Raw genomic sequence first — 15,808 nt, 5'->3', positions numbered from 1 at the left:
GTCAGTGCGCCTCCGCCCAGGAATGGCCGGTGCCGACATCGACCGCGAGGGGCACGCGCAGCGTCGCGACGTTCTCCATGATGTCCTTCACCAGCGCGGAGGTGGCCTCGACCTCCTCCTTCGGCACCTCGAAGACCAGTTCGTCGTGCACCTGCAGCAGCATTCGCGCCTTGAGCCCGGCGTCCTTGAGCGCGCGCGGCAGGCGGACCATGGCGCGCTTGATGATCTCGGCGGCACCGCCCTGGAAGGGGGCGTTGATGGCGGCACGCTCGGCGCCGGCGCGGCGAACCGGGTCCTTGGTCGAGATCTCGGGAATCCAGAGCTTGCGGCCGAAGGGGGTGCGGACGAAGCCATTGGTCCGCGCCTCCTCCTTCAGCCGTTCCATCTCCTGCCGGATGCCGGGGTATTGGGCGAAGTAGGCGTCGATGATGGCGCGCCCTTCGGCCGGCGGGATGCCGAGGCGCGCCGCGAGGCCGAAGGCCGACATGCCGTAGATGATGCCGAAGTTGATGGTCTTGGCGCGGCGGCGGGCTTCCTTGTCCACCTTACCGGGCGGGAGGTGGAAGATTTCCGCGGCGGTGCGGGCGTGGATGTCCTCGCCATGCTCGAAGGCCTCGCGCAGCGTCGGCACCTCGGCGAGGTGGGCGAGCAGGCGCAGCTCGATCTGGCTGTAGTCGGCCGAGATCAGGACGTTGCCGGGCTCGGCGACGAAGGCGCGGCGGATGCGCAGCCCTTCCTCGGACCGCACCGGGATGTTCTGCAGGTTGGGATCGTTCGAGGACAGCCGCCCCGTGCTGGTCCCCGCCATGCCGTAGGAGGTGTGCACGCGCCGGTCGGCGGGGTCGATCTGCGCGGCCAGCGCCTCGACATAGGTGGATTTCAGCTTGGCGAGCTGGCGCCAGTCGAGCACCCGCGCGGCGAGGTCCACGCCCTGCGCCGAGAGGTCCTCGAGCACCGAGGCATCGGTCGAATAGGCGCCGGTCTTGCCCTTGCGCCCACCCGACAGCTTCATCTCGTCGAACAGGATCTCGCCGAGCTGCTTCGGGGATCCGACGTTGAACTCGCGACCCGCGAGGGCATGGATCTGCTTCTCCAGCACCGCGAGGCGCTGCGAGAAATCCTCCCCGATGCGGGCGAGCTCGGCGCCGTCGACCTTGATGCCGGCGGCTTCCATCTCCCGCAGCACGCCGACCATGCGGCGCTCGACCTGCTCGTACAGCGCGAGGGCGCCGTCCTCCCGCAGCCGCGGCTTGAGCAGCAGCCACAGCCGCAGCGTGACGTCGGCATCCTCGGCCGCATAGGCCGTCGCCTTGTCGAGCGGCACGAGGGAGAAGGGGATGCGCGCCTTGCCCGTGCCGGTCACCTCGTCGAACTTGATCGGCGCGTGATTGAGATGCAGCACGCTGAGCTCATCCATGCCCTGGCCGTGCTTTCCCGCGGCCATGGCGTAGGAGATCATCATCGTGTCGTCGATCGGCGCGATCGCCGCGAAGCCGCCATTCTCCTCGCGCGCGAAGACCTCGAGGTCATACTTCGCGTGCTGGAAGACCTTCAGCACGGACGGGTCCTCGAGCAGCGGGCGCAGGATCGCGAAGGCGCGCTCGGGCGCGATCTGCTCGGGCGCGGGCCCCGACAGCATGTCCCCGGAATCGCCGTGGCGGATCGGCACGTAGCAGGCGCGGCCGGGCGCGGTGGCGATGGAGAAGCCCACCATCTTCGCCCGCCGCGCATCGAGGCTGTCGGTCTCGGTGTCGATGCCGATGACACCGGCGGCCTGGGCGTCCGCGACCCAGCGCGCGAGCGCCTCCTCGGTCGTCACCGTCTCATAGGCGCCGAAGGGGGCCGAGAGATCGGGCGCGACGGGGCCGGCGGTCGGCGCGTGGCGCAGCGCGGCGGGCGGCGCGCCGCGGCGGGGCGCCTCGCTGCCCTCCCCCAGCTTGCCCATGCGCGCGAGCAATGAGCGGAAGCCCATGGCGCGCAGGAAGTGCTCGAGCTTGTGGTCGGCCGGCGGCTTCGCGACGAAGTCGTCGATCGGCTCGGGCAGCGGCGCGTCGGCGTCGAGCGACACCAGCCGCTTCGAGATGCGCGCCATCTCGGCATTGCCCATCAGCGCCTCGCGCCGCTTGGGCTGCTTGATCTTCTCGGCGTTGGCCAGCAGCGATTCCAGGTCGCCGTATTCGTTGATCAGCTGCGCGGCGGTCTTGATGCCGATGCCCGGCACGCCGGGCACGTTATCCGTGGAATCGCCCGCCAGTGCCTGGACCTCGACCACCTTGTCCGGCGTCACGCCGAACTTTTCCAGCACCTCCGGCTCGCGGATCGGCTTCTGCTTGATCGGGTCGAGCAGCTGCACGCCCGGCCGGACCAACTGCATCAGGTCCTTGTCGGAGGAGACGATGGTCACCTGCCCCGGCCCTTCCATGAGGAAGGCCTTGGCGTAGGCGGCGATGAGGTCGTCGGCCTCGAAGCCTTCCTGCTGGACCTTGGCGACGCCCAGCGCATCCGTCGCATCGCGGATCAGCGCGAATTGCGGGACCAGGTCCTCGGGCGGGTCGGGGCGGTGCGCCTTGTAGTCGGCGTAGATCTCGTTGCGGAAGTTCAGCCGCGCCGCGTCGAACACCACCGCGATGTGGGTCGCCGCGTGGCGCGTGAGGAACTGCGAGAGCATGGTTGTGAAGCCGTAGACGGCATTCACCGGCACGCCCTCCGGGTTCGTCATCGGCGGCAGCGCGTGATAGGCGCGGAAGATGTAGCCGGAGCCGTCCACCAGGATGAGGTGGCGCTCGCCGGGCTTCACCTCGGGCAGGGCCTCGGATGCGGCGGCGGCATCCGCCATGACGGTGCCCCGCGGCCGGCCGGCCTCGGGGGCCTTCGCGTCGTCAGTGCCCATGGTCCTCGCCTGCGCCCTCGGCGAGGACGTAGGTGATGGAGCAATAGGGGCAAGTGACCTCGCGGTCCTCGATGGTCATCCAGATGCGCGGATGGCCGAGCGCGCCGGCGGCCTCGCCGTCGCAGGCCACCTTGCGGGCATGCACCTCGATCCGCTGGTCGGGCGTCACGCCTTCCACGGGCTTCGGGGCATAGCCGGTCATCAGGGGGTCACGCATGACAGTCCTCGTATCCTCGGGGCGCACCATAGTCGCGGCGGACGTGGTGGACCAGCCTGGCGGCCGGTACCATCTCGGGTGGCGATGGATGGCGCGGAGCAGGAACGGGCGGAAGAAGGGCGGGGGCGGGTGAACCTCCCCCGCTCCCCCTCCCTTTTCTGTCGATTGGAGACTGACAGCGGCGGCCAGCACCAAGTGACCAAAGAAGGGAGGGGGTACGGGGGAGGTTCCCCTCCCCCGCGTCGCGCCATTCTGGCCGCGCTGGCCCTTGCCGCCTGCGCCCCGGCCCGCGCCCCGATGGGCCCGCCGGTCGTCGCGCCCACGCTCGCCGACGACGCCCTGGTCATGCCGGACGGCACCCGCCTGCCCTGCTACGGCTGGCTGCCGCCCAGCCCACCCAAGGCCGTCGTGATCGGCCTGCACGGCATGAACGAGCACGCCCGCGCCTTCGCCGAGGACGCCGCCGGCTGGTTCACCACCGAGGGCGTCGCCCTCTACGCCTATGACCAGCGGGGCTTCGGCGCCTCCCCCAACCGCGGCATCTGGGCCGGGCACGAGACCATGGCCGCCGATGCGGCCGAGGCCGCGCGCCTGATCCGCGCCCGCCACCCCGGCGTGCCGGTGGTGATGATGGGGGAAAGCATGGGCGGCGCCGTGCTGCTGGTCGCCGGCGCCTCGGCCCATCCGCCGCCGGCGGATGGCTACGTCCTGCTCGCGCCCGCGGTGGTAGGGCGGGCGGCGCTGGGCTGGTTCGCGGCCGGCATGCTCGACGTGCTGGTCTCGCTGGTGCCGATGATGGGGTTCCAGAATTCGGCGCCGGGCTTCCAGCCGACCGACAACCTGGCGGCCTGGCAGCGCTGGTCGCGCGACCCGCTGCTGATCCGCCACACCCGCGTCGATGCGCTGGCGGGGCTGGTGGACCTGATGGAGGCGGCGGTGCAGGCGGCGCCGCGCTTCCATGCCCCGGCGCTGCTGCTCTATGGCGGGCGGGACCGGCTGGTGCCGGCGCGCCCGACGCGGCAACTGCTCGCCTCCCTGCCCGACCGCTCGGTCCAGCGCGTGGGCTACTACCCGGATGGCTGGCACATGCTGCTGCGGGACACCCAGGGGCGGACGGTCGCCGGGGACATCACCGCCTGGGCGCGGGACCGTTACGCCCCGCTGCCGTCCGGCGCGGAGGAGGCGGCGCGGGCCTGGCTCGCGGCGTGAACGAACGCCCTCCGCCGTTCCTCGGACACGATGGCGCGATCACCCTGGTCGCGGCGCTGCTGGTCGCGGCGCTGACGCTTGGCATCGCACCCGGCCTCGCGGTGCTGGCGGTGCGACGGACGGCGCGGAGCGCGCCAGAGCTGCCGGACGGCGAACCGGCGCGGATCCTGGTGCTGGGGCATCGGCTGGAAGCCGGGCGGCCCTCGGGCGAATTCGTCGCGCGGCTGTCGCGGGCGCTCGGCCTCGCGCGGCGATGGCCGGCCGCACGCGTGCTGGTGCTGGGGGGCGCCACCAGCCCCGGCGCGCCGACCGAGGCCGAGATCGGCCGCGCCTGGCTGGTCGCCCAGGGCCTCGATCCGGCGCGCATCGGCATGGAGACGCGCTCGCGCCACACGCTCGAGAACCTGCGCAACCACCGCGACGCGACGGCCGATGCGGGCGCCGAGGCGCTGGTGACGAGCCGCCTTCACCTGCATCGCGCGCTGCTCATGGCGCGCAACCTCGGCCTCGCGCCCATGCCGGTCGCGGCGGAGGCGTCGCTGCAGCCCGACCTGCCGCGCCTGCTCGGCGAGGGCTTCATGGTGCATTGGTACCTGACCGGCCGCGCCCTGGCGCGCCTGCTGCGCCGTCGCGCCTGGCTCGCGCGCATCGGTTGATGCACCGCAAGTCCGGTGCATGATGCCGCGGCCAGGATGCGCGCGCCGCGCGGGCGCAGCGCGTCGCGGCGATGACGCAACGGGAAGCGGAGGAAACATGAAACGGCGCTCACTGCTCGGCATGGGGCCGGCGGCCGTCGCGCTCGCGGCGCTCGGCCTCGCGGGCTGCACGCGGCCCATCTACAATGTCAGCCAGCATCCCTTCATGCAGCCCGGCACGATCGCGAACCGGACGGCGCAGATCCAGCAGGCCGCCGCCGGGCTGGGGTGGGAGACGCAGGTGGTCCGCCCCGGCGTGATCCGGGCGACGCTGCACCTGCGCACCCATGTCGCGGTCACCGAGATCACCTACAACGAGCAGGTCTTCTCGATCATCTACGTCGAGAGCACGAACCTGGACTACGACGGGACCAGCATCCACAAGAACTACAACGGCTGGATCCAGAACCTGGAACGCGCGATCAGCGTGCAGCCGACGGCGTGACGGAAGGCGCCGCCGGGGGGACCTTGGTCAGTCCGCCCGGCCGCAGCCGGTAGCCGAAGCGATGCGCGAGCGAGAGCATGCGGTAGGCCGCCTTGAAGGCGATCACCGGCATCTGGCGGTTCGAATTGGCGTGCACGTCGCCGGCGAGCAGGCTGATCAGGCCCTCGCGCATCCGGAAGCGGTTGCTCGGCGTCATGAACATGTCGCGCAGCACCGGGGTGTTGATGCGGTAGATCAGCCAGGACAGCGACCCGATCGCGCGCTTCACCTTGCGTTCAAAGGCGCGTGCCATGGCCGCGCCGCGCGCCCGGTCGTCGAGCCAGGTATGCGCGACATCGGCGCCCATCTCGGCACTCGCCATGGCGAGCAGTACGCCCGAGGAGAACACCGGGTCGATGAAGGCATAGGAATCGCCGGCCATCAGCCAGCCATCGCCCTGCATGACCTTCGAGGCGTAGGAGTAGTTGCCCGTCGTCGTCACCTCGGAGACGAGGCGCGCGCCCTCGATCCGGCGGGCGACGGAGGGCACGGCGCGCAGCGTCGCGAGGAAGAACTCCTCGGCGCTGCCGCGGCGGCGCTTGAAGAAGCCGGGGTTGCTGACGACGCCGATGCTCATCACCCCGCCGGTCAGCGGGATCATCCAGAACCATCCCTCGTCGAAGAGGTGGACGGTGATGTTGCCGTCCTCCTCGCCGTCGAAGGGTGCGACGCCATGGAAGTGGCCGTAGATCGCGGCGGTGTTGTTGTGCGGGTTGCGCGCCTTGGTGCCCATGGTGCTCGCGAGGAAGGTGTCGCGGCCCGAGGCGTCGATGACGTAGCGCGCGCGGAAGGCGTGCATGGTGCCGTCCTCCGCCCGCGCCGTGATGCGATGCCCTTCCTGCGCGTCGAGCGCGACGTCGAGCACGCGGATGCCTTCCCGCGCATCGGCGCCGGCGGCGCGCGCGCGGGCGAACAGCACCTGGTCGAACTCGCTGCGCCGCACCTGGTAGGCGTAGGTGTAGTCCTGGTTGAGCCCCGCGGCGAAGGAGAAGGCGGTGTGCCCGCCGTGTTCGTCCGAGACGAAGCGCGCGCCCGGCTTGTACATGCCGATCGCCGCGATCGCCTCCTGCAGCCCCAGGCGTTCGAAGATCCGCAGGTTGAGCGGCAGCAGGCTCTCCCCGATGTGGAAGCGGGGATGGTGGTCCTTCTCCAGCAGCACGACGCGGCGGCCCTTCTCGGCGAGCAGCGTCGCGGCGGTGGACCCGGCCGGCCCGCCGCCGACGATCAGGACGTCGCACAGGGTCTCGCCGGCGAGGGCGGCGGCGTCGAGCGGCATGGTGCCTAGGTCCCGCTGAGGTTCGGAGGTAAGGTGCTGCCTGCATTCCAGCCGGATTCCCGTGACCGAAGCAACCGCAGCGCCGCCGCCCCTGCCCCCCGGCACGGCCCTGCCGCCCCTCGCGCTCGCGATCGTGATCCCCGCCTACCAGGAAGGGGCGACCATCGCCGGCCTGATCGCGCGCATGCGCGCCGTGGTGCCGGAGGTCCCGCCCCTGGTCGTCGACGACGGATCGACCGATGCGACGGCCCGGGAGGCCCTCATGGCAGGGGCCGAGGTGCTCGCCCTGCCGGCCAACCAGGGCAAGGGCGCGGCGCTGCGCCAGGGCATGCGCGCGGCGCTGGCGGGCGGGGCCGGATACGTCGCGACGCTGGACGGGGACGGGCAGCACCGGCCGGAGGACCTGCCGCGCCTGCTGGCGCTGGCCCGGCCGGACCGCATCGTCATCGGATCCCGCCGGCGGGCAACCGGCCAGCCAGCGGCCCGGCGGCGGGCCAACCGGGTCGCGGATTTCTGGATCTCCTGGGCGGCGGGCCACGCGGTGGCCGACAGCCAGTCCGGTTTCCGCATCTATCCCGCCGCGGCGCTCACGGCGCTCGACCGCTACGAGGGCCGGGCGCGGCGCTTTTCCTTCGAAAGCGAGATCCTGATCGACGCCGCGCGGGCCGGGATCACCACCGTCGCGGCCGACATCCCGGCGCTCTATGCCGGCACGCTGAAGCGCCCCAGTCATTTCCGACCCGTTGCGGATATTTCACGCATCGTGATGATGGTCGCCGGGAAGCTGCTGGCGCGCGGGATGGACCCGGCGGGGCTGCGTCGCGCCCTCGCAGGGCTCCGGCGGCTCGAGGAGGAGGGACGGAATGATGTTTCGCCGTGATGCGCTGCGCGGCTGCCTGCCGGCCCTGATCGCGGTGGGCGGCGGCATCGGCCTCGGCGCCTGCCGCGAGCAGCCGATCTACGAGAGCACCAACGGACAGTTCCAGGGCCGCGCGAGCCTGCAGGAACGCGAGGCGCAGATCCGCCGTGCCGCCGCGTCCCAGTCCGGCTGGTCGGTGCAGTCGATGCGCCCGGGCCTGGTGCGCGCCAGCAATTCCTGGCGCAGCCACCAGATGACGGTCGACATCGCCTTCGACATCCGCACCTTCACGATCTCGTACGTGAACAGCGTCAACCTCGACTACGACGGCGCCCGCATCCACCAGGCGTACAACGACCGCGTGCGCGGGCTGGAACGGGCGATCATCCAGTACAGCGGCGCACCGGGCGGCCCGATCTCGAGCAGCGGCGGCGGGCGCGGCGGCAGCGACGCGGTGCCGGTCTCGGGCGGCGTGGTCAGCCAGGAGTAGTGATCAGGCCATCCCGCCGTTGATCGAGATGGTCTGCCCCGTGATGTAGGCGGCGCGATCCGAACACAGGAAGGCGACGAGGTCGGCCACTTCCTCCGCGCGCCCCAGCCGCCGCGCGGGGACGATCTGCTTCACCGTCTCGGGCGGCACGGCGGCGGCGATGGCGGGGCTGTCGATCAGCCCGGGCGCGACCGCATTCACCGTCACGCCGCGCGGCGCGCATTCCAGCGACAGCGCGCGCACCGCCCCGATCAGCCCCGCCTTGGCCGCCGCGTAGTTCGCCTGGCCGCGATTGCCCATGATGGCCGAGACCGACGACATCGCGACGATCCGCCCCCGGCGCGTGCCCATCATCGGCAGCAGCAGCGGCCGCGCGACGTGGAAGAATCCGTCGAGCGAGACCGCCATGACGCGGCGCCACTGCGCTTCCGTCATCGCGGCCATCGGCACGTCCTCATGCGCGCCGGCATTGTGGACCAGCACCTGGATGGGGCCGGGTTCCAGCAGGCGCTCGCAGGCGGCGAGGCTCGCCGCGTGGTCGGCGATGTCGAAGGCGACGCTCTCGCCGCCGAGCTCCGCCGCCAGCGCCTCGGCGCGCGCGACATTGGCATGGGCATGGACGATGACGCGCAGCCCGTCGCGGGCGAGGGCGCGGCAGATCGCCTCCCCGATCGGGCTGCTGCCGCCGGTGACGAGGGCACGGATCATGCGAGGACCACCGTGGCGCGGCCGGAGAGCAGGCGGCGCCCACCGCCCTCGACCGCGAAGCCGTAGATGAAGCCGCGGCTTTCGCGCGCCAGCGCCGTGGCGCTGACGGCGAGGTCGCCTTGGATGTCGTCGAGCCGTTCGGCGCCGACCTCGACACCCGCCAGCGCGGCGAGGAAGCCCACGCCCTGCGGCCCGCCATCGGTCAGCGCACCATGCAGCGCCATCGCCTGCAGCGCGTATTCCAGGCCGCAGACCGCCGGCAGCACGCCGTCGCGGCGCAGTGGGTTCGATGCATCGCGATGCGTGGCGGACAGGCAGGCGATGCCATCCGCGTCGCAGGCCGTGACGCGGTCGAGCAGGCACATGCCGCCCTGGTGCGGAACGAGGCGCGCGATCGCCGCGCGCGTCGCGGGCAGGCTCACGCCGCCACCGCCACTGCGAGGCGCGTATCCTCGAGCATCGGCAGCCGGACCGTCCCGCCCCTGCCGCCGGCAAGCACCGCGAGCAGCGGCAGGGCGCGCGCGACCGGGTTGGCGTCGTGCAGCGCCGCGAGGCCATCGGGCAGGTCCGACGCCTCCGCGGCACTGTCCTCCTGCGCCAGGGTGATCCGCCCATGCGTGCCGCCCTCGGGCACCAGCACCAGCGCGAGGGCGAAGGACGCCGCGGTCGGCCGCAGCGCATCGAGCGGCGCGGGCAGCGGCACGTCATGCGCGACGAACAGCACCGGGCGCCGCGCCACCACCGCCTGCGCCGCGGCGTGCAGCAATCCCGTCCCCAGCACGCCGTCATGGCCGCCGAGGCTGACGGAGGGCCGCGCCGACCCCACCGCGATGCCCCAATAGCCCGCCGCCGCGTTGTGCACGGAATTGTGGAACTGCGTCGGGGAGATCGCGCCATCCGGCGTGTGCAGCGCCTGGAGGATCGAGGTGATGACATGGCCCTCGCCGTTCGAGCTGGCGAAGACGGTGTCGAGTTCCTCGGGCGGCAGGCCGCTGTCCTGCACCGCCTCGGTCGCCACGGCGAGGGCGAGGCGCACGGAGGGGCCGGTGCGGCGGCGCTCGGTGGCGGGCAGCAGGGTCGGGGCGGGCGGCGTCAGCGGCGCGGGCTCGTAGGGCACGGCACCCGCCAGCACGGCCGCGGAGGGCGCCCAGCCCATGAGCCCGGGGCCGAGCAGGCCGATGCCGGCGATGCCGACCGCGAGGCTCACGGCAGCCGCCCGATCACCAGCGCGCAATTGCTGCCGCCGAAGCCGAAGGAATTGGACAGCACGCGCGCCACCGGCGCGGCGGCGTTGGCGACCGCGATGCGCGCGGCGAAGGACGGATCGGGCTGCGCGATGCCGAGGCAGCCGGGCACCAGCCCGTCCTCGACGCAGATGGCCGCGATCGCGGCTTCCAGCGCGCCGGAGGCGCCGAGCGTGTGCCCGGTCCAGCCCTTTGTCGAGGAACACGGCACCGCGTCGCCGAAGATGCGCGCGATGGCGCGGTCCTCCATGGCGTCATTGGTGCGCGTGCCGGTGCCGTGCATGTTCACGTAGTCGATCGCGCCCGGTCCGATCCCTGCGCTGTCCAGCGCGGCGCGCATCGCCGCCACCGCGCCATGGCCTTCCGGATGCGGGGAGGACATGTGGTGCCCATCCGACGACGCCCCCGCGCCGAGCAGGCCGAGCGCGCCCTGGTCGCCCGGCCCCGCGCGTTCCAGCAGGGCGAAGGCCGCGGCCTCCCCGATGCTGATGCCGTCGCGGTCCTCGGCGCAGGGTCGCGTCGGCCCCTTCGCCAGCAATTCGAGCGAGCCGAAGCCGTGCAGCGTCAGCCGGCACAGCGTGTCCGCCCCGCCCACCACCGCGGCGTCAGCCAGCCCCGCCGCGATCAGCATCGCCGCATCAAGGAAGGCCCGCGCGCCCGAGGTGCAGGCCGTCGAGATCGACACGCAGGGCCCCTTCAGACCGAGCCGCGCGCGGACGTAGCGCGGCAGCGCGTGCAGGTCGTGGGTGCGGGCGAAGTCGTAGGGCGGCAGCGCGCCATCCGCGCCACGGCGCGACCAGGCCTGCTCCGTCTCCTCGATGCCGGAGGTCGAGGTGCCGAGCACCACAGCGATGCGGTCCGCGCCGTGGCGCGCGGCGGCGTCGGCGACCGCATCCGCGAAGCCGTCCTGGCGGAGCGCGAGTTCCGCAAGCCTTGTGTTGCGGCAGGCGAAGGCGGCGAGCGGGGCGGGCGGCTCGATCGCCTCGGCCTCACGCACGCGGCCGATCCAGATGCCCTCGGGCATGCCGGGCAGGTCGCAGCGCGTCAGGCCGCCGGCGCGCGCCTGCAGCGCCTGGCGCGTGGCCGCCAGGCCCACGCCCATGGCGCTGGTCGCGGTGATCGCGGAAATGCGCAGCGGCAGCATGGACCTCAACTGGTCCCGGCCCGGCGCGGCGCCAGGGCACAGGCGAGCAGGAAGGCCGAGGCGACGCCCACCGTCACGGTCAGTCCCGTGGCGTGCAGCACCGGCGTGGCGCAGAGCGCGAGCAGGCCGAAGGTGAGCAGCGTCGTGACCATGCAACTGATGACCGAACCCAGGGCACGTGCGGCGTCCTCGGTGCTCTCCTCGCCGGAACGTGACATGAACAACGCATAGTCCATCCCCACGCCGGCCAACAAGAGCGCCGCGGTGAGGTGGAAGACCCCGATCCGTTCCCCCAGCGCAGCGAGGATGGCGAAGGTCAGCAGCAACGCCCCGGCGAGCGACAGCGCGATGCGCAGCCCGCCCGCGAGCCCGCGCCCGGCGCCGAGCAGGACCAGCACCAGCACCGCGCCGACAGCGCCCCATTTGAGCGCCTCGCGGACGCCCTGGTCGAGCAGCGCCCCGGTCTCGGCCTTGAAGTCGACCAGCAGCAGGCCGGGCACGGTCGCGGCGGCGGCGCGCAGCGCGTCCATGTCGCGGATGCCACCGGGCAGCAGCAGGGCGCGCCAGCCCTCCCCGTCCTCCCGCAGCAGCGGGGCGAGGCGCGCGGCCAGCGTCGGCAGCGACCCGAGGTCGGCCGGCGTCAGGGGCGGCAGGCGGCGCGCTTCCTCCATGCCGTCGAGGAAAGGCTGGAAGGCGGTGGCGCGGAAAGGCAGGCCCTGCCGCGCGGCGTCGAGCCGTTCCGCCAGCGTCGCGGCATCCGGCAGGGCGGCGATGCGGGCGCGCTGGGTCGCGATGGAGGGCAGGAAGCGCGCGGGGTGGTCGATCGCCTCGACGGCGCCGGAGGCCATCAGCGCGGCGGCGGCGGCCTCGGCGCCGCGCAGCGCGGCCTCGGCATCCGGGGCCCGCAGCGCAAGCACGACGCGGACATCCGGCGCGCCGACCTGGGCGCGGAGCTCGCCATCCAGGGCGCGCACCGGCTCGGGCACCGGGCTCAGCGCCGCGAGGTCGCGTTCCATCCTCGGTCCGCCGGCGACCGCCAGCGCCATGGCGACCACCGCGAGCAGACCCAGCACCACGCCGCGCCGCGCCGGCAGCCGCAGGAGCAGGTGCGCGAGGCGTTCGGGCAGCGGCCGGACGAACAGTCCCTCGGGCGGCAGCAGCGGCGGCAGCAGGAAGCGGGTGGCAAGGGCCGCGCCGAGCAGTCCGGTCGCGGCGAACAGGCCGAGTTGCGCCAGGCCCGGGAAGCCCGAGGCCAACATCGGCGTCAGCCCCGCCACCGCCGCGGCGGCGGCGAGGCGCAGCGTCGGCCAGACGCGCCGCGCGGTCTCGCGCGGGGTCTCCCCCGGCGCGCGGTTGGTCACCAGCAGCAGCGGATAGTCGTCGCAGACGCCGAGCATGGTGATGCCGAAGCCGATCGCCGCAGCATGGACGTGGCCGAACACCGCATCGACGACGAGCAGCGCGGCCAGGGTGCCGACCGACAGCGGCAGCGCCACCACGGCGAGCATCATCGGCGAGCGGTAGCGCCAGAGCAGGAAGGCGCCCACCAGCACGAGCGAGAGCTTCGACACCAGGGCGACGTCGGCGCGCACCGTCGCCGCCGCCTCGGCCGCGAAGACGCCCGGGCCCGAGACCAGCAGCCGCGCCCCGTCCGGCGGATCGGCCGCGGCAAAGGCGGCGCGGATCGTCGCGACAGCCTGGGCCTGCGCCTCGGTGTCGAGGCCCGAGGCGCGCGTCTGGGCGAGCAGCAGCGCGCGGCCATGGGCCATCCAGACGCCGTGCTCGGTCGCGACGCGCGCCTCCCCGGCCCAGCCGCGCAGCATGGCGAGGAAGGCGCCGGTCGGGTCGGCGAAGGCGAAGCGGCGCACCAGCGGCGCGGCGGAAGACCGCAGCCCGTCCAGCACGCCGTCGAGCGCCTGGCGCAGCGCGGGCTCGGCGAAGGCGTCGGGCGTCGCGGCGGGCGAAAGGGCGTAGCGATGGGCGAAGAGCAGCGCGGCTTCCTCATCGCCCACCATGGCGGTGCCGTTGGCCACCAGCGCGAAGGCGCCGGATTGCGCCATGGCGCGCGCCATGGATTGCGAGATGCGGGCGAGATCGGCCGGCGGCGCGCCCTCGATGCCCGCGAGCAGCAGCGTCGTGGCCGCGCCGCTGCGCAGTTCCTGCAACAGGAAGGCGGCCTCGGGCGTGGTGGGCGCGGGGAGGAAATCGGCGATGTCGGACCTGACCTCGACCACGCGCATCGCCAGCGCGAAGGCGCCGGCCAGCGCGGCGAGGGCGAGCAGGAGCGTGGCGAAGCGCTTCATGCGGCACGTCCCACGCAGGCCAGGCGCGTCACGGCAGGCGTGTCGCCACCAGGCGGCTGCGGCCGTCGCTCCCCTGGGTCTCGACCGTGGTCATGAAGCCGCCCTCGCCTTCCAGCACCACGCGCTGCACCGCCGCCCGCGCGCGGACCGACAGGGGCACGAGCAGGATGCGCCAGCGCTCCGGCGTGCCGCTGAAGGTCACCTCATGGTAGCGGCGCAGCGTGGCGAGGTCGCCGGCCAGCGTGGCGCGGATCGCCTCGACCAGCGGACGGATCTCGGGGGCGGTGTCGAGGGCGAGCGTCTCGCGGATGCCGCGCTCGGGGCGCTCGAGGGTGAGCGTGTCGCCCTCGACCAGGAAGAGTTCCAGCGCGGGCTCCAGGGTGCGCTTCTCGAGCCGGTCGGGCGCGCGCCAGGACAGCAGGCCGCGCGAGGTCAGCGGGCGGTCGAGCTCGGGAAGCTCCTTGTCCTCGACGAAGCGCGCCCGCACCTCCCGCACTGCGGCGAGGCGCGCCATCACCGCGGCGAGCGGATCGGGCGCCTGCGCCGCGAGGGGCAGCAGCAGCGCCGCGCGGCGCGGGACGGACGGGGGGACGAAGCGCCCCCCGTGCCGCGCCATGGTCAGGCCGCCGCGCGGATCGCCGCGGCCTTCACGTCCTCGCCGACCGCGCCGGCGAAGGTCGCGAAGTTCTTCTCGAACAGCCCGACCAGCTGCGTCGCGGTGCGGTCGTAGGCGGCCTTGTCGGCCCAGGCCTCGCGCGGGTTCAGCAGCTCGGAGGGGATGCCCGGCACGGCCTTGGGCATCATCAGGCCGAAGAAGGGATCGCGGACGAACTCGACCTTCGCGAGCGAGCCGTCGAGCGCGGCGCGCAGCAGCCCGCGCGTCACCTTGATCGGCATGCGGGAGCCGGTGCCGTAGGCGCCGCCTGACCAGCCGGTGTTGACCAGCCAGCAATCCGCGCCGTGCTTCGCGATCAGGTCCGCGAGCATCCGCCCGTAGACCTCAGGATGGCGCGGCAGGAAGGGCGCGCCGAAGCAGGTCGAGAAGGTCGCCTGCGGTTCCTTGCCGAGGCCCTTCTCGGTCCCGGCGACGCGCGCGGTGTAGCCCGACAGGAAGTGGTACATCGCCTGCGCGGCCGACAGCTTGCTGATCGGCGGCAGCACGCCGAAGGCGTCCGCCGTCAGCATCACCACGTTCTTCGGCAGGCCGGCCGTGCCCTTTTCCACCACGTTCGGGATGTAGTGGATCGGGTAGCAGGAGCGCGTGTTCTCGGTCAGCGCATTGTCATCGAGGTCGAGGTTGCCGTCGGCATCGGCCACCACGTTCTCGAGCACCGTGCCGAAGCGGTGGGAGGCGGCCCAGATCTGCGGCTCGGCGTCCTGCGATAGCTTGATGACCTTGGCGTAGCAGCCGCCTTCGAAGTTGAAGACGCCGGTGTCCGACCAGCCATGCTCGTCGTCGCCGATCAGCGCGCGCTCGGGGTCCGAGGACAGCGTGGTCTTGCCGGTGCCCGACAGGCCGAAGAACAGCGCGACGTCGCCCTTGGCGCCGACATTGGCGCTGCAATGCATCGGCAGCACGCCGCGTTCCGGCAGCAGCCAGTTCATGACGGTGAAGATGCTCTTCTTGATCTCGCCGGCGTAGGAGGTGCCGGCGATGACGATGGTGCGCGTCGCGAGCGACAGCGCGATCACCGTGCCGGTGCGGCAGCCGTCGTTGCCGGGGTCGGCCTCGAATTCCGGGGCGTGCAGGATGGTCCAGTCGGCGGCGAAATCCGGCAGGTCGGCCTTGGCCGGGCGGATGAACATGTTGCGCGCGAACAGCGCGTGCCAGGCGTTGGTCGTCACCAGGCGCACGCGGATGCGGTGCGCGGGGTCGGCGCCGGCATGCAGGTCCTGGGTGAAGAGTTCCGGCTTCTGGCCGAGCCAGGCGCGGACCTTGGTGAGAAGCCCGGCGAACTTCTCGGCCGGCAGGGGCTGGTTGACCTTGCCCCACCACACGGCCTCGCGCGTCGCGGGCTCGTCCACCACGAACTTGTCCTGCACGGAGCGGCCGGTGTGCTGGCCGGTCACCGCGATGAAGGCGCCGTCCGCCGAGAGCCGGCCTTCCCCGCGGCGCAGCGCGTTCGCGACCAGGGCGGGGGCGGTCAGGTTGGCATGGACCTCGCCGCTGGCGGAAACGCCGGTGCCGGCAAGCGGGGTGGTGGGGGAGGACATGCGGAACGGCTCTCCTGAGCGTCACGAGGCTGGGTGTGACGGCGCCGTTTCAGCGACACGGACGGCAGAATTGCG

General features: G+C 72.9%; 15 protein-coding genes. 5 read left to right on the top strand and 10 right to left on the bottom strand.

Annotated features, from left to right (window positions below; all coding sequences use genetic code 11):
* Window position 1 precedes the first annotated feature (1 nt).
* Window positions 2-2,836 (bottom strand): DNA polymerase I, encoded by a 2,835-nt coding sequence (gene polA, locus GWK15_RS14690; RefSeq protein WP_168042134.1) that lies wholly within the window; start codon window positions 2,834-2,836, stop codon window positions 2-4.
* A gap of 43 nt (window positions 2,837-2,879) precedes the next feature.
* Window positions 2,880-3,107: a zinc-finger domain-containing protein gene (locus GWK15_RS14685; RefSeq protein WP_168042063.1), complete on the bottom strand. Its 228-nt coding sequence runs from the start codon at window positions 3,105-3,107 to the stop codon at window positions 2,880-2,882.
* 297 nt (window positions 3,108-3,404) lie between these two features.
* On the opposite strand from GWK15_RS14685, the gene GWK15_RS14680 reads away from it, so the two are divergent.
* The 3 genes from GWK15_RS14680 (at window position 3,405) to GWK15_RS14670 (ending at window position 5,456) form a co-directional block, all read left to right on the top strand.
* Window positions 3,405-4,316, top strand: coding sequence for an alpha/beta fold hydrolase (locus GWK15_RS14680; RefSeq protein WP_168042062.1), 912 nt, complete (start codon window positions 3,405-3,407; stop codon window positions 4,314-4,316).
* Complete coding sequence (locus GWK15_RS14675) at window positions 4,313-4,972, top strand: ElyC/SanA/YdcF family protein (protein WP_168042061.1); 660 nt, start codon at window positions 4,313-4,315, stop codon at window positions 4,970-4,972. The genes GWK15_RS14680 and GWK15_RS14675 overlap by 4 nt, the downstream gene beginning before the upstream one ends.
* A gap of 97 nt (window positions 4,973-5,069) precedes the next feature.
* A complete protein-coding gene (locus GWK15_RS14670) occupies window positions 5,070-5,456 on the top strand; it encodes a hypothetical protein (protein ID WP_168042060.1) in 387 nt (128 codons plus the stop codon).
* Here GWK15_RS14670 and GWK15_RS14665 read toward each other — a convergent pair.
* Window positions 5,434-6,771 carry an NAD(P)/FAD-dependent oxidoreductase gene (locus GWK15_RS14665; protein ID WP_168042059.1) on the bottom strand — a complete coding sequence of 446 codons (1,338 nt, stop codon included), beginning with the start codon at window positions 6,769-6,771 and terminating at the stop codon, window positions 5,434-5,436. The two genes, GWK15_RS14670 and GWK15_RS14665, sit on opposite strands and share 23 nt — an antisense overlap.
* Window positions 6,772-6,832: 61 nt before the next feature.
* Here GWK15_RS14665 and GWK15_RS14660 point away from each other — a divergent pair, with 61 nt between their 5' ends.
* Together GWK15_RS14660 and GWK15_RS14655 are read left to right on the top strand one after the other, a co-directional pair.
* The gene (locus GWK15_RS14660; RefSeq protein ID WP_209442193.1) at window positions 6,833-7,651 is read left to right on the top strand and encodes a glycosyltransferase family 2 protein; all 819 of its coding nucleotides are present in this window, start codon (window positions 6,833-6,835) and stop codon (window positions 7,649-7,651) included.
* Window positions 7,635-8,120, top strand: a complete 486-nt coding sequence (locus GWK15_RS14655; protein ID WP_168042058.1) for a hypothetical protein — start codon at window positions 7,635-7,637, stop codon at window positions 8,118-8,120. Before GWK15_RS14660 ends, GWK15_RS14655 begins: the two co-directional genes overlap by 17 nt.
* 3 nt (window positions 8,121-8,123) lie before the next feature.
* On the opposite strand, the gene fabG is transcribed toward GWK15_RS14655, so the two are convergent.
* From fabG to GWK15_RS14620, 7 genes are read right to left on the bottom strand one after another with little or no spacing between them, the layout of a single operon-like run.
* Window positions 8,124-8,828 carry a 3-oxoacyl-ACP reductase FabG gene (gene fabG / locus GWK15_RS14650; protein ID WP_168042057.1) on the bottom strand — a complete coding sequence of 235 codons (705 nt, stop codon included), beginning with the start codon at window positions 8,826-8,828 and terminating at the stop codon, window positions 8,124-8,126.
* The gene (locus GWK15_RS14645; RefSeq protein WP_209442192.1) at window positions 8,825-9,250 is read right to left on the bottom strand and encodes a phosphotransferase; all 426 of its coding nucleotides are present in this window, start codon (window positions 9,248-9,250) and stop codon (window positions 8,825-8,827) included. The genes fabG and GWK15_RS14645 overlap by 4 nt, the downstream gene beginning before the upstream one ends.
* Window positions 9,247-10,035, bottom strand: a complete 789-nt coding sequence (locus GWK15_RS14640; RefSeq protein ID WP_168042056.1) for a beta-ketoacyl synthase chain length factor — start codon at window positions 10,033-10,035, stop codon at window positions 9,247-9,249. Before GWK15_RS14640 ends, GWK15_RS14645 begins: the two co-directional genes overlap by 4 nt.
* Window positions 10,032-11,216: a beta-ketoacyl-ACP synthase gene (locus GWK15_RS14635; RefSeq protein WP_168042055.1), complete on the bottom strand. Its 1,185-nt coding sequence runs from the start codon at window positions 11,214-11,216 to the stop codon at window positions 10,032-10,034. The genes GWK15_RS14640 and GWK15_RS14635 overlap by 4 nt, the downstream gene beginning before the upstream one ends.
* 5 nt (window positions 11,217-11,221) lie before the next feature.
* Window positions 11,222-13,519: an MMPL family transporter gene (locus tag GWK15_RS14630; RefSeq protein ID WP_168042054.1), complete on the bottom strand. Its 2,298-nt coding sequence runs from the start codon at window positions 13,517-13,519 to the stop codon at window positions 11,222-11,224.
* Between the two features lie 28 nt (window positions 13,520-13,547).
* Window positions 13,548-14,135: a LolA-related protein gene (locus GWK15_RS14625; RefSeq protein ID WP_168042053.1), complete on the bottom strand. Its 588-nt coding sequence runs from the start codon at window positions 14,133-14,135 to the stop codon at window positions 13,548-13,550.
* 2 nt (window positions 14,136-14,137) lie between these two features.
* Entirely contained in the window at window positions 14,138-15,733 is a 1,596-nt protein-coding gene (locus GWK15_RS14620) for a phosphoenolpyruvate carboxykinase (RefSeq protein ID WP_168042052.1), read from the bottom strand.
* Window positions 15,734-15,808: the final 75 nt, after the last annotated feature.

The sequence above is a fragment of the Neoroseomonas oryzicola genome (assembly GCF_012163135.1).
Taxonomy (GTDB): Bacteria; Pseudomonadota; Alphaproteobacteria; order Acetobacterales; family Acetobacteraceae; genus Neoroseomonas; species Neoroseomonas oryzicola.
The sequence above is the reverse complement of the archived record's forward strand: the minus strand, read 5'-3'. Positions and strand labels throughout refer to the sequence as shown.

What these genes read in the sequence shown, in the direction of transcription:
- polA (WP_168042134.1), bottom strand. Translation starts at nt 2,836, where the DNA reads ATGGCGGATGCCGCCGCCGCATCCGAGGCCCTGCCCGAGGTGAAGCCC.
- GWK15_RS14625 (WP_168042053.1), bottom strand. Translation starts at nt 14,135, where the DNA reads ATGGCGCGGCACGGGGGGCGCTTCGTCCCCCCGTCCGTCCCGCGCCGC.
- GWK15_RS14670 (WP_168042060.1), top strand. Translation starts at nt 5,070, where the DNA reads ATGAAACGGCGCTCACTGCTCGGCATGGGGCCGGCGGCCGTCGCGCTC.
- GWK15_RS14680 (WP_168042062.1), top strand. Translation starts at nt 3,405, where the DNA reads ATGGGCCCGCCGGTCGTCGCGCCCACGCTCGCCGACGACGCCCTGGTC.
- GWK15_RS14685 (WP_168042063.1), bottom strand. Translation starts at nt 3,107, where the DNA reads ATGCGTGACCCCCTGATGACCGGCTATGCCCCGAAGCCCGTGGAAGGC.
- GWK15_RS14620 (WP_168042052.1), bottom strand. Translation starts at nt 15,733, where the DNA reads ATGTCCTCCCCCACCACCCCGCTTGCCGGCACCGGCGTTTCCGCCAGC.
- GWK15_RS14665 (WP_168042059.1), bottom strand. Translation starts at nt 6,771, where the DNA reads ATGCCGCTCGACGCCGCCGCCCTCGCCGGCGAGACCCTGTGCGACGTC.
- fabG (WP_168042057.1), bottom strand. Translation starts at nt 8,828, where the DNA reads ATGATCCGTGCCCTCGTCACCGGCGGCAGCAGCCCGATCGGGGAGGCG.
- GWK15_RS14630 (WP_168042054.1), bottom strand. Translation starts at nt 13,519, where the DNA reads ATGAAGCGCTTCGCCACGCTCCTGCTCGCCCTCGCCGCGCTGGCCGGC.
- GWK15_RS14655 (WP_168042058.1), top strand. Translation starts at nt 7,635, where the DNA reads ATGATGTTTCGCCGTGATGCGCTGCGCGGCTGCCTGCCGGCCCTGATC.
- GWK15_RS14635 (WP_168042055.1), bottom strand. Translation starts at nt 11,216, where the DNA reads ATGCTGCCGCTGCGCATTTCCGCGATCACCGCGACCAGCGCCATGGGC.